This is a genomic window from Tumebacillus permanentifrigoris, from assembly GCF_003148565.1.
Classification (GTDB): domain Bacteria; phylum Bacillota; class Bacilli; order Tumebacillales; family Tumebacillaceae; genus Tumebacillus; species Tumebacillus permanentifrigoris.
Genome location: NZ_QGGL01000021.1, coordinates 37,617 through 50,762 on the forward strand (window position 1 = coordinate 37,617; position 13,146 = coordinate 50,762).

The 13,146-nt window shown below is 55.8% G+C and carries 9 protein-coding genes; 8 read left to right on the plus strand and 1 reads right to left on the minus strand.

Features of this window, described 5'->3' with window-relative positions:
- The first annotated feature begins 35 nt into the window (after positions 1-35).
- The 7 genes from C7459_RS19505 to C7459_RS19535 all read left to right on the plus strand — a co-directional run bounded on the left by C7459_RS19505 (position 36) and on the right by C7459_RS19535 (position 10,872).
- Positions 36-1,430: a ribonuclease H-like domain-containing protein gene (locus tag C7459_RS19505; protein WP_109690961.1), complete on the plus strand. Its 1,395-nt coding sequence runs from the start codon at positions 36-38 to the stop codon at positions 1,428-1,430.
- Positions 1,427-2,119: an HAD hydrolase-like protein gene (locus C7459_RS19510; protein WP_109690962.1), complete on the plus strand. Its 693-nt coding sequence runs from the start codon at positions 1,427-1,429 to the stop codon at positions 2,117-2,119. Before C7459_RS19505 ends, C7459_RS19510 begins: the two co-directional genes overlap by 4 nt.
- Positions 2,120-2,145: 26 nt before the next feature.
- Positions 2,146-3,414, plus strand: a complete 1,269-nt coding sequence (locus tag C7459_RS19515; protein WP_109690963.1) for an adenosylhomocysteinase — start codon at positions 2,146-2,148, stop codon at positions 3,412-3,414.
- A 35-nt stretch (positions 3,415-3,449) separates the two neighbouring features.
- The gene (locus tag C7459_RS19520) at positions 3,450-4,178 is read left to right on the plus strand and encodes a gamma-glutamyl-gamma-aminobutyrate hydrolase family protein (protein ID WP_109690964.1); all 729 of its coding nucleotides are present in this window, start codon (positions 3,450-3,452) and stop codon (positions 4,176-4,178) included.
- A 93-nt stretch (positions 4,179-4,271) separates the two neighbouring features.
- The gene (locus tag C7459_RS19525; protein ID WP_109690965.1) at positions 4,272-5,453 is read left to right on the plus strand and encodes a M20 metallopeptidase family protein; all 1,182 of its coding nucleotides are present in this window, start codon (positions 4,272-4,274) and stop codon (positions 5,451-5,453) included.
- Between the two features lie 252 nt (positions 5,454-5,705).
- The gene (locus C7459_RS19530; protein ID WP_109690966.1) at positions 5,706-9,182 is read left to right on the plus strand and encodes a S8 family serine peptidase; all 3,477 of its coding nucleotides are present in this window, start codon (positions 5,706-5,708) and stop codon (positions 9,180-9,182) included.
- Positions 9,183-9,267: 85 nt separating this feature from the next.
- Entirely contained in the window at positions 9,268-10,872 is a 1,605-nt protein-coding gene (locus C7459_RS19535) for an S-layer homology domain-containing protein (RefSeq protein WP_170119572.1), read from the plus strand.
- A 553-nt stretch (positions 10,873-11,425) separates the two neighbouring features.
- Here the strand turns inward: C7459_RS19535 and C7459_RS19540 are convergent.
- A complete protein-coding gene (locus C7459_RS19540) occupies positions 11,426-11,668 on the minus strand; it encodes a YuzB family protein (RefSeq protein ID WP_170119573.1) in 243 nt (80 codons plus the stop codon).
- A 191-nt stretch (positions 11,669-11,859) separates the two neighbouring features.
- Here C7459_RS19540 and C7459_RS19545 point away from each other — a divergent pair, with 191 nt between their 5' ends.
- On the plus strand, positions 11,860-13,146 hold the full coding sequence (locus C7459_RS19545; RefSeq protein ID WP_109690969.1) for a YqaA family protein: 1,287 nt from the start codon (positions 11,860-11,862) through the stop codon (positions 13,144-13,146).

The following is a 13,146-nucleotide window of genomic DNA, read 5'->3' on the forward strand; positions in this document are numbered from 1 at the left end:
GGATCTGAAAGTGACGGAAAAGGGGGCCACCGCCGATGCGCAGTCTTCGCGATCGCTTGAAAACATATAGGAAGGACGTCGCCTCTGAAGGTACGGCGGTGGCTACGGAAACGAACGCTGCGACATCCTCTGAGCGGACGGGGGCGGCACTCGAAACACATTGTGATGTGGACGGAACGGGTGCCTTTTTTTCGGATCGTCTTGATTCGGCGACGCTTGAGACGCTTTTATCTGAAGCGGAAGCACAGACCCATGGTCTGCCGGAGTCCGCGTTGGAAGTGGTGATTCCGGGAACGGTGGAGCAGACGCCATTTGGCCCGTGTTATTACAGGGATGTTAGGTTTGATGTGCTCTCGTTGCATGGGCATTATCCACTGTCTCGCACCCGACATTTGCCGCTGTCTGTCCTGCAGAAAGTCTGCAAGGTGAAAAAAGCAGACGCCCTCTCGTGGGAGGACATCTGCTTTTTTGATACGGAGACGACGGGCTTGGGCTCGGGCGCGGGGAACTTTATTTTTTTGTTTGGTTTGGGGTTTTATGATGAGGACGAGTTTGTGGTGCGCCAGTATTTTTTGCGCGAATATGCGGAGGAGCGGGCGCTGCTCTGGTCGCTGCGCGAATTGTTGGGTCGGTTTCGGGCGATGGTTTCGTTCAATGGCAAAGGTTTTGACTGGAAATTGCTCGAAACTCGCTATACGATGGCTAGACTTGATCTGGAACAGACCGTCCACTTGGACCTCCTGCCACCTGCTCGTCGTCTTTGGAAAAAAGTCCTCGCCAACTGCCGCCTGATCACGCTGGAACAGGAGATTCTCGGGTTCGCTCGCGTCGATGACACGCCGGGCGCGATGGCACCGGAACTGTACTTTGCCTACCAGACTGATTTGGACGCGCGGCGGTTGACCGGGATCTTCACGCACAACGTACATGACATCCTGACGCTTGTGACGCTGTCGCATCATATCGGGCAGTTGGTCGAGGAACCCTTGCAAGCGGCGACGCACCCGGAGGAGCTTTTTGGGTTGTCGAGGTGGTATGAGGAGTGGTCGCAGGGTGAATTTAGCGAGGCTTGTCTGGTGCGCGTGACGGAGATGGAGGAGCGCGAAGAGTATGCGAGAGAAGCGCTCTGGAAGCTCTCCTTACATTACAAACGCCTCCAGCGCCATGACAAAGCCGCTCTGCTCTGGCACGACCTCCTGACCGGCCCCGCTCTCTGGCAAACAGCTCCGCGGGTGGAGCTGGCGAAGTACTATGAACACAAAGTCCGCGATTATCAACAAGCGCTGTCACTGACGGTCGAGACTCTTGAACGCGTGCAGGCCCGCAAACTCGCGTTGCGGTCGCTTGCGGTCGACCACGAACTGGCGGAACTCAATCATCGCCGCGAGCGGCTTTTGAGGAAGCTACAGAGGGAGGTGCAACACCGATGAAACGATTGTTGCTATGGGACATTGACGGGACGCTGATGCATTGCCGAGGCTGTGGGAAACGCGCGATGGAGCAGGCTTTTGAACAGGTCTATGGGATTGCCGACGCCTTCCACGGGATCGGCATGGCGGGCGGTCTCGATCTGCATTTTATCGAGGGCGCTTTTGCCAAGCATGCACTTCCCAATGCGGAGGCGGACATGCCGCAATTTCTCGATCTCTACTATAAACTGTTGCAACGAGAAGCGGACAGCGAGGACAACATCCTGCTCCCTGGGGTCGTCTCGATCCTCGAACACACGCTTCATGAACCCGCGTGGTACAACGCGCTTGGGACAGGGAACTTTGAACGCGGTGCTCGCATCAAACTCGATGTGCACGATCTCAATTCCTACTTCCCGGTCGGCGGCTTCTGCGAGGTCGCGGTGGACCGTTCGGTGATGCTCCAAAAGGGCGTCGACAACGCGTCTGCCCATTACAACATCTCCTTTTCCCCAGAGCAAGTCGTGGTGATCGGGGATACTGACAAAGACATTCAGGCTGCCCGCGCCATCGGCGCCCAAGTCGTTGCTGTCGCGACCGGAGGCTGTACGTATGAAACGCTCGAAGCGCTACACCCAGACCTCCTGCTGCGCGACTTCTCAGAGCCGAGCGCTCTCTATGCCTTTCTGCTGAAAAATAGTGTAAAATAAAAGCAAATAAAATATGAGGTGATCCTGTGTCCACAGCCATCGAGAATTCCATCATTACCGACCTCAAACTTGCCCCGCAGGGCAAGCTGAAAATCGACTGGGTCGCGCAGCACATGCCGCTTTTGAACACCTTGAAGGAAGAGTTCGAACGCGAGCTGCCGTTCAAGGGCAAGAAGGTCGTCATCTGTCTCCATCTGGAAGCGAAAACCGCGTACCTCGCCCTCGTCGTCAAAGCGGGCGGTGCCGACGTGACCGTCTGCGCGTCCAATGTGCTCTCTACCCAAGACGATGTTGTCGCAGCACTCGTTGACGCTGGCGTCACCGCGTTTGCCAAGTACGGCGCATCTGAAGAAGAGTACCATCTGCACATCAACAAAGCGCTCGATACCAACCCGGATATCATCATTGATGATGGCGGCGATCTCGTGTCCACCCTACATAGCGACCCGGCTCGCGCAGAACAACTGAAAAACATCCAAGGCGGCTGTGAAGAAACCACGACCGGGATTCTCCGTCTAAAAGCGCTCGCGAATGAAGGCAACCTCAAGTTCCCGATGGTTGCGGTCAACGATGCGTTCTGCAAATACCTGTTCGACAACCGCTATGGCACAGGCCAATCGGTTTGGGATGGCATCATGCGCACCACCAATCTCGTCGTCGCGGGCAAAACCGCCGTCATCGTCGGCTACGGCTGGTGTGGCAAAGGGTGCGCGATGCGTGCCAAAGGTCTGGGCGCACGTGTCATCGTCACCGAAATCGACCCGATCAAGGCTGTGGAAGCCATCATGGATGGCCACGAAGTCATGCCGATCGTCGAAGCGGCGAAGCACGGCGATTTCTACATCACCGTGACGGGCAACAAGGATTGCATCACCCGTGAAGCGTTCGAAGTCATGAAGGATGGCGCGATCCTCTGCAATGCCGGCCACTTCGACGTGGAAATCTCCAAACCGGACCTCAACGCCCTCGCTGTGCAGACCCGCGAAGTGCGCCGCAACATCCAAGAATACACCTTCGCAGACAACCGCCGCGTGTTCCTGCTCGCAGAAGGCCGCCTCGTCAACCTCGCTGCTGGTGATGGTCACCCGGCTGAAGTTATGGACATGACCTTCGCCCTGCAAGCGCTCGGCCTGCGTTGGATCTCCGAAAACGGTCGCTCGATGGAACCGAACGTCTACTCCGTTCCGGCGGAGATGGACCGTTATGTCGCAGAACTGCGCCTGAAGACTTGGAATGTTGGCATCGACAAGCTCTCCGATGAGCAAGCGCGTTACCTGAACTCGTGGGCTGAATAGACTGGTTCGAAGACACTGGAGAGGGGGAGAGACACATGAGGCCGATCATTGGGGTTTCCGGCAAGTTAGTCAACCACCCGAATCCGAGCAGTCCGCGCGGCTGTTTCTTGGCAGAGGGCTACACCAACGGGTTGGCAGAGACGGGCGGGATTCCGTTCATCATCCCGTACTTGGAGCGCGAGGAGGACGTCCGTGCTCTCGCGGCCCGACTCGATGGACTGCTGCTCTCGGGTGGCGTCGACATCACGCCTACATCGTTTGGCGAACAACCGGCGACTGGACTTGGTGAGATCTGCCCGGAACGCGACTGGATTGAAGCGATTCTGTTCGATGAGATGCAAAAGCAAGGCAAGCCGGTGCTCGGCATCTGCCGTGGCATGCAGGTGATCAACGTCTTCCTCGGCGGCACGCTGATTCAAGATCTGGCGTCGCAAAAGCAAGGGGATCTGATCCAACACGACCAGCGTGCCCCCCACTGGTACCCAGGTCACCATGTCACGCTCGAAGCAGGCACGCAGATGCACCGCATCTTCGAAGGCATCGACCGGCTCGGCGTGAACACGTTCCATCACCAAGCGGTGCGCGATCTGGCACCGGGCTTGGTGGTGACGGCGGTCGCTGACGATGGTGTGATCGAAGCCTACGAACGTCCGGATGGCCCGTTCCTCGTCGCCGTGCAATGGCACCCGGAACTGATGTGGCACAAGGACCGCACGTTCCTCAAGCTGTTCCGCGCTTTTGTAGAAGCCTGCGAACAACGCTAACTGCGCGCAGTCAAAAGAGACCTTCATCGCCCATGCGGCGGTGAGGGTCTTTTTTTGTTACAATGGATTTAAAAATGAGGGAGGGCTTTCCCCATGCGTGAACAGATCGCCACTCGCATCCGCGAGTTGCACCCCAAGTTAGTGGAACGCCGCCGGGACTTCCACCAGCACCCAGAACTCGGCTTCCAAGAATACCGCACTTCGAAAATCGTCGCCGACTGGCTGACTGAACTAGGACTCGAAGTTTGTACCGGCGTTGCCAAGACGGGTGTCGTCGCCCGCCTGCGCGGTGGCAAGCCTGGTCGGACCATCGCACTGCGTGCCGATATGGACGCACTGCCGATTCAAGACGTGAAGACTTGCGAGTACAAGTCCACCGTCCCTGGCATGATGCACGCTTGCGGTCATGATGCCCACACCACGATGGTGCTCGGGGCCGCGTCTGTGCTCGCCGGGATGCGCGATCAATTGGAAGGCGATGTCGTGTTTCTGTTCCAACCAGCGGAGGAAGGTCCTGGCGGTGCCGAACCGATGATCGCTGAGGGCGCGCTCGCAGGCGTCGACTTCATCCTCGGTCAGCACATGGCGCCCGTCTATCCAGCCGGCTACATGGCGGTCGCAGAACGCGAGGCGATGGCAGCGGCCGATGAGTTCACGCTGCGCATCCTCGGCACCGGTGGGCACGGGGCCTACCCGCATATGACTGTCGACGCTGTGCAGATCACCGCACAAGTGATCACCGGCCTCCAAACGGTCGTCGCCCGCCAAGTGGACCCGTTGCAATCGGCGGTGTTGACGATCGGCACGATCAAAGGCGGCTATCGCTACAATGTCATCGCCGATGTTGTGGAGATGACCGGCACCGTGCGCACGTTCGACGGTCTGTTGCGCGAGGAGATCCCCAAGCGCATGGAGCAGATCATCGACGGCATCACCAAGGCGTATGGCGCACGCTATGAACTCGACTATCAGTTCCACTATCCCGCAGTGCTCAACCATACGGTCGCCGTCGATCTGATGCGTCGCGTCGCGACGGATGTACTGGGCCGTGAGCATGTGCTGGAAGCACCACCGTCGATGGGCGGCGAGGACTTTGCCTACTTCCTGCAAAAAGTGCCTGGTTGTTTCTACTGGCTGGGATGCAAACACCCGGAACCTGTGCATGTCGGCTATAACATTCACCATCCTGGCTTTGACATCGACGAGGAATCGCTCTTCTACGGAGTACAACTGATGGTTGAAGGGGCTCTTACCTATTTGAAAGAAAGTAATTAAAATTTTAACCAAAAATAAGCTGTGCGGCCTCGCGCAGGGCTTATTTTTTTTACCATTGCATAAAAAACAGGAAATTCCGAAGAAAACGAAGATTGCATATATATGAAATGCTTCAATAATGTTATAATCTCTCCTAGATAGCAAATTCTGCTACACGACTGCTCAGGGTAAGGGTTGTGTTTTGACAAACTTTACGAGTTTGTACGATTTGCAATCATAGAGCTTTATTTCTTTTAGAATGGGGAGATATAAGTGAAAAAGAAAACAATGCAGAAGGTTTCTTCTCTCGCGCTTGCTTCCACGATCGTGGTCGCCGGCCTGCCCTTCCACAGTGTGGCAGGAGCAGCAACCGTTACCAGCGTTGCAACCAACTTGAATAAACAGGTTACTCAGAACAGTATCGCGACAGGTGGCTTCATCTCGCCGAACCTCGACACTGCATCGACTGCAAAAGTGAAAGTGCTCGTGCAAATGAGCGCTCAGCCGACTGCAGTAGGTCGCTACGCGTCAAGCCAAGGCAACAGTGCGTTCGCAGCTGAATCCACGGAAAGTGCGATCAAGGCACAGCAAGCGTCTGTCGTCAGCACCGCCAAAGCAAAAGGAATCGACCTGACCGTCAACTACCAGTTCAACACGGTACTGAACGGCATGGAAGTTACCATTGAAGCGAACAAAATTCCGGAACTGGCGAAGATCCCGGGCGTTGTCTCGGTCTTTGAAAACAAAACCTACTACGCCATTCCGGATGAGCAAGCGGATCTCAGCGATCCGAACAATGTCAACTTTGACATCACCCCGCTTTCTCAGGTGGGCGCTCCAGCAGTATGGGCGAAGGGCATCACAGGTGCAGGTCTGAAAGTCGGCGTTATCGACACCGGCGTTGACTACATGCACCCGGACTTGGCACCGGCTTTCAAAGGCGGTTTTGACTCCTTCTTCCAAGATAGCGACCCGTATGAAGAAGGTCCTGTTGAGAAGGATGTTGACCCGTATGGCACTGGTTTTGAAGGGACGAGCCACGGTACCCACGTATCGGGTACGATCGCGGGTCATGCTGCGAACGGCACTTCTGACATCGTGCAAAAAGGCGTCGCGTATGAAGCAGACCTCTATGTCTACAAAGTACTGGGCCGCAACCCGGTAACCGGTCGTTCCTCTGGTTCGTCCGCACAAGTCATCGACGGGATCGAACGTGCTGTCAAGGACGGTATGGACGTCATCAACTTGTCGCTGGGCTCCGATGCGGAGAAGGACCCGAACTCTCCGGATGCAATCGCGATCAACAACGCGGTACTGGCGGGCGTAACCGCTGTTATCGCCAACGGCAACGCGGCTGACAAAGTCCCAGGCCAATACTACTACTCGATGGGCTCCCCGGCGTCCTCGCAACTGGCGATCTCCGTCGGTGCGACGACCAGCCCGGCGAACCACTACGATGCAACGACGAAGAGCTCCTTTGATGCAGCGCTTGACTACAACCTGAAAGTCATGGGTTGGGGCACTGGCAAGGAAAACTTCGGGGATATCCTCGGCATCAACCCGAACGATGCTGTGTACGTAGGCCTCGGCAAACCGGGCGACTACGAAAGCGTAGACGTCACTGGGAAAGTTGTGCTCGTCTCGCGTGGTGACATTCCGTTTGTTGATAAAATCAAAAACGCGAAACATCACGGCGCCAAAGCCATCCTCATCTTCAACGGTATCAACACATTGGTAAACGATGTTTCCGTGCCGAACCTCGCAGAGAACATCGCGGGCCGTGATGGCAACATCGGTGCGACCGCATACGTAGGGGACAGCTTCGAGTTCATTCCGGCATTCGATATGTCGGGTAAGGAAGGCCGTGCACTGGCACGACAAATTCTGGCGAACCAAGCGACCCCGCTGCAATTCACATTTGGCGCAGACTTCCCGAAATCGGTGGTTGCAGGCGATACGATGGCAACCTTCTCCTCCCGCGGACCGGCATCTGACGGCAGCTTCGGCATCAAGCCAGACATCACCGCACCGGGCGTGAACATCCTCTCGACCTGGCCGGCTTACAAGAAATACAACGAAGATGCAAATTACGACCAAGCGTACAACCGCATCTCCGGCACTTCGATGGCGACCCCGCACGTAGCAGGTCTCGCCCTGTTGATCAAACAAGCGCACCCGGATTGGACTCCGTTCGATATCCGCGCTGCACTGGCGAACACCGCAGATGAGATCTCCGATGCAACTGGCAAGCTGTACGATGTGTACTCGCAAGGTGGCGGTCGTGCAAACGTTGCAAAAGCGGTCGAAACGAATGCAGTTCTGCAAACGGTCGATGCGCTGACGATCCTCGACAAAAACCTGCAACCGCAACAAGTGATCAACTACAACGACAACGCAAGCTTCGGCTTGATGGCGGCAGGAAGCGCTGCAAAAGTCGAAACCTTGCAACTGAAAAACACAGGTGCGGATGCTCTTACGTACACCGCTTCTGTCAAAATGCACGCCAGCGTAACGTCCGATCCGGGTCACCCGGTGGCAACGCCGAATGTGAACAACATCGAAGCTGTCTTGACGGGCGTCGATGCAAACAGCATGATCTCGGCTGCTGGTCATACCGCTACACAATTCGGCCTCAGCGTGAAACCGAAGGCTGGCGCAGTTGATGGCGTCTATGAAGGCGAAATTCTGCTCGAAGCTGCCAACGGCATCGTTGCAGGCGCACCGTCCCTGCACATCCCGTTCGTCGTCCATGTGGGCACAAAAGCGGAAGATACCGGATTTGGCGTTCAAGAAGCAACCCTCAGCCATGTCAACATCTCGCCGTACAACCCGACCGACGTCAGCTTCCGACTCACGGCAGATGACATCAACCATCTGGAACTGAATGTCTATGACCTGAACGATGATTTTGTAGGCACGCTTGCTGAACAAGGAACCAAGGATGCAAAAGGCGTCTACACGATGATCGCTCCGGGTCTGAAAACCTTCACCGGTATCGATGGTAGCTACACCGATGGCACCCTCGATGCACAAGGTAAAAAAGTCGTCAAACACTTGAAACCGGGCATGTACAAGCTCGAAGTGAACGCGAACTACCTCGACAACACCGGCAAGAGCTTGGGCGGTTACCAAACCTACAAGACTTTCGGTGTTCTGGATTCCGCGCTCAACCTCTCGAACGTAACCAACACCACCGAACTTCAAGCTCCGGTTCTGACGCTGCCGTCCTCTCCGGACCTGCAGTTTGCGGTCACCAAGTCCAGCCAAGCGGAGTACATCGGCAACGATGGTATCCTCAAAAAGCTCCCGACTGTCGGTACGCTTGCTGTTGACTTGACGGTCAGCGTGTCAGCGACTGCGAATCCGTCCGTCAAAACGGAAGTCAACGTCAAGGTCTTCCTCGGCGCGAATTCGACCAAGCCGTTCCTGATCAGCTCCGGCTCGCTCGATCGAACCCACGGTCTGGTAGCGAAAGTCAAAATTGTAACGAAATCGGATAAAAACAGAGCTCTCAACCTGAATGTCGGCCCGGATGTCGGCCCGGCTGTCACGGTCTTCCAGCTGATGAAAGGTTCGACCCCGGTCAACCTGATCGCTGTCACCAAAGGTAGCATGAGCACCGATGAAGTGACCGCTCAATTCCAAGTAACCGGTAGCGACTACTGGGTACAAGCTTACGTGGTTGACTCGATTGACAGTGTCATCACCAGCGTCCCGACCTTCTTGGGCGATCGCGTAGAACTGAAATAGTCGGAAGTCAGGAGTTGCAAAAAAATCGATCGGACCTAGCTGGTCCTAGGTTCGATTGATTTTTATGAGAGTGAGGTTGAGGAAGTTGAAAAAGAAACTGTTAGCCATTCTGACAGGCGCAGCTTTGCTGACCAGCACCATCTCCGTTCCGGCATTTGCCGCGACCAGCAAAGTAACCCTGTTGGATATCTCAAACAAACATCGCGGTGATGTGGTCACGATCACAGGTACTTCCAGCTTCTCCGAAGTGGTTGTGAAAATCATCTCGCCAGACGGGTTGGTCATGTACGTCGACAATCTCTATGTTGCAGGTGGTCAATTCTCCAAATCGATTACGCTGTCCGAAACGACTCAATTTGGCACCTATACGGTTGTCGTGGGTCAAGGCACAGAGGTCCAGAGCGATCTCTTCACGATCCTTGAGGATAACGCCGGTGGCGGTGGCGGTGGAAGCACCGGCGGCGGTACCACCACTACCGGTACCTCGATTCCGGGCGTTATCAACCAAGGCCAAACCCAAGCTCCGGTCAAGGCAGACACCAAGACCGACGGCAACAAAGTCTTGGCAACGGTCAGCGACGCAGATCTGGCAGCCGCTCTGAAGGACTCCAGCTCGGCAGTCGCCGTGGTCGTTTCCATCCCGACCACCGGTACGCAACAAGCGCAACTCACGCTGTCCTCTGCACAGTTGAGCTCCTTGAGCGGTGCGAATACGGCGACTACGTTCGTCGCGAGCACTGGGGTATCCTCCGTGGCTCTGCCGGTCTCCGTGCTCAAAAAGATCCCGGCAGGTGCCAGCATCAACATCGTGATCGGACAAGCGGCAGATTCCAGCGCGACCTTCACGAACCAAGTGGCAGGGGCAACTGTCCTCAGCACTCCGGTTTCGTTTGAAGTCAATGTGGTTACCGGCACCGAATCCGCTCCGATCGACCTCGCAGGTCAAGACTTCGTGAAGCGTTCGTTCCTCATCAACGGCAACGTTGATACGGCTACGGCAGGCGTGTTGTTCATCGAGAATGGCAGCGTGCGCTCCGTTCCGGCGACCTTCACCAAGAACGCGGACGGCACGATCACGGTCACCGTCAATCGTCCGGGCTTCTCGACCTATGCAGTCGCGTCCCGTCCGGTGTCCTTCAGCGACATCGGAACGTCCTACGCACAAGATCGCATCCAATCGCTGGCGAGCAAGTTCCTGCTCTACGGAACCTCCACGAACACCTTCTCTCCGGAGCAGAACGTAACCCGCGCCGAATTCGCAGCGATGCTGGTGCGGGCACTGGGTCTGCAACCGAGCAACTCGGCACCGTTTAGCGACGTTGCCGCGACTGATTGGTTTGCACAGGATGTTGCATCCGTCTACGAAGCCGGTCTGGTCAACGGTGTGGGCAACGGTCAATTCGATCCGAACGCCGACATCAGCCGCCAAGACTTGACGGTCATGCTGTCCAACGCGATCAAGATGCTCAACATTCCGAAAAAGCAAGGTTCGGAACATGTGGAGTACGTCGATGCTAGTGGTTTTGCGTCTTACGCAAAAGACAGCATCGCAACGGTCACCGAAAGCGGCCTGATGACGGGCGAAGCGGTCAACGGAACCTACTCGTTCCACCCGACCGACTCGACCACCCGTGAAGCGGCAGCAACGGTGCTGTTCTTCCTGCTCCAAAATGCCAAGCTGATCAACTAAGCCGTAACCGAAAAGCTCCTGATCGAAGGGTTTCCTTCGTATCAGGAGCTTTTTTGCGTGGCACGATGCCCATTTTTGAACAAGTTAGGTATTTGTCCCTTACGAAATCCGAGACTCCAGCATGTACTGTTATCAAGACTCAGGCGATTACGAGAAGCGAATCTCCTTGAGGGAATGGATCACGAAAGGGGGTCTGTTTCATGTACGGTGCATTTGGTGGTTACACCCGTTGGGCTGTGGTCTTCCTGATCATCTTCGTCCTGTTCTTCCTGCTTGTTCCGAGCTACTACGGTGGCCAACAAGGCGGCTGCTAGTCTCCTCAGTTCGACAATCAAAAACGCTCGCCAGTCTGACTGACGAGCGTTTTAAGAAGGTATAGAAAGGGGGTCTGTACATGTACGGTACATTCGGTGGTTACACCCGTTGGGCAGTGGTCTTCTTGATCATCTTCGTCCTGTTCATCCTGCTCGTTCCGGGCTACGGCGGTCAGCAAGGTTGCTAACGAAAAAACGCTCGTCGGATTTCCGACGGGCGTTTTTTCTTTTTACATAACTCACTCCGTCGCCATCTCCGGCTTCAATTTCTCCAGCAGTTCTTCCTTGGTCGGGGCTTCGATCAAGTGGCGGTTGTTCGCCATCACAAAGGGTCGGCGGTAGCAGTTGCCGCAGTTGCCGAGGCAACCCCAGCGCTGGCCTTGGAGGTTGGGGTGGTCCTTTTTGAGTTCCTCGATCACCCAGTCCACGCCTTTGTCCTCGTTGGCGATGCAGATGTCTATTTTCTTGATTTGTTTGCTCATAATTGGTTTCATCCTTTTTTGCCCATCGGGGCACACTACGTGCTACAGATATTGTATCAGAAAAAATTCATCGTTGACCAGCCACAGACCATATCGAAACATGTCGAAAGGATGGTACAATAGTAATAGTCAGAATACGGATATCTCTCACCTGCAAATAGATCAAACCATCCAAAAAGGAGGGGTGCGATGTGATTCACGTCTTGTTGGAATACGGTTGGATTGGCCTGTTGTTCGTCTCGATAGCGGAAGCGTCGTTTCTTCCGGTCGCTCCCGATCTGCTGTTGGTTCCGATCGTCGGCGCGCATCACCACATGGCGTTGTTCTACGCATTGCTCGCCCTCGGCGGCTCGCTGGTCGGCGCGATGTTCGGACACTTCCTCGGCGCCAAAGCGGGCTACCCGATCCTGCGCAAGTTCATGAGCGAGGATCGCCTGAACCAAGTCAGGAGCATGTTCGATCGCTATGGCATCTGGGCTGTGGTCGTCGCCGGTCTGATCCCGCTCCCGTTCAAGCTGTTCACGATCTCCGCTGGCGTGTTCAAGATGCGCCGTCGCACCCTGCTCACCGGGGCGCTGATCGGACGCGGCATTCGCTTCGGTCTCGTCGCCTGGCTCTCGACGCTGTTCAACATCAAGATCCCGCATGGATTGGAAACCAAGTTCCTGCTCGGGTTGCTCGTGGTGGTTGGACTCGTCGTCCTCTACCTCTACATCAAGTCGGAAAAAGGCCGCTGGCTGCGCGATCCGCTGCTGAACCTCGTGCAGTTTTTCAAACACGATTTCCTGACCCCGATTCGCAAAGGCAGCCGTCCCGGTCTGGTCGTGCTGGCGATCGGCACGATGTGCTCGCTGTTGGTGGCGGTGTTTGGCGGGGATCGGGTCGCGGATTTCCTGTACACGTTTGACGGGCCGGTACATCATTATGTGATCGAGACCTTACAACCGCGCTTCGATTTTGAAGTCAAGATGATCAACTGGCTGTTCTCGATGCCTGTTGTGATCACCGGCTACTTGTTTGTCGCCTACCGTCTGCTGTTCACACTGCGCAAACTGCCCAAAATGCGTCTGTTCGCAGGGCTTCTCCTCGGCACGATGCTGATGCAGTTTTTGTTCAAGTCCTTCGAATGGAACCCGTTGACCGAGTTTGATGTCGATCTCAACGCCTTCGACAAACTGCTCGGCATGAATGCGTTACCAAGCGGTCGCGTGATGGCGGCGATCTTGCTGTACACCTCGCTTGCGTATCTCACGTGGGTGACGATTCGCACCCTCTGGGTCCGCCTGCTAGGGATCGCAACCTCGATGCTGTTGATCCTCTGTGCGCCGCTCAGTCACATCCTGTTTGGACACCACCGCATGTCGTCGGCGCTCGGCGGCTTGGTGGCGGCGATCCTCTGGATTCTCGGATGCATCTGCACATGGTTGGTCTGGCGCTATGTCGAACAACAACGTTCAAGTCTTTCAAGGGAGCTGTAG

Coding starts and splice junctions, on each gene's coding strand:
- C7459_RS19540 (WP_170119573.1), bottom strand. CDS start 11,668: ATGAGCAAACAAATCAAGAAAATAGACATCTGCATCGCCAACGAGGAC.
- C7459_RS19505 (WP_109690961.1), top strand. CDS start 36: ATGCGCAGTCTTCGCGATCGCTTGAAAACATATAGGAAGGACGTCGCC.
- C7459_RS19510 (WP_109690962.1), top strand. CDS start 1,427: ATGAAACGATTGTTGCTATGGGACATTGACGGGACGCTGATGCATTGC.
- C7459_RS19520 (WP_109690964.1), top strand. CDS start 3,450: ATGAGGCCGATCATTGGGGTTTCCGGCAAGTTAGTCAACCACCCGAAT.
- C7459_RS19525 (WP_109690965.1), top strand. CDS start 4,272: ATGCGTGAACAGATCGCCACTCGCATCCGCGAGTTGCACCCCAAGTTA.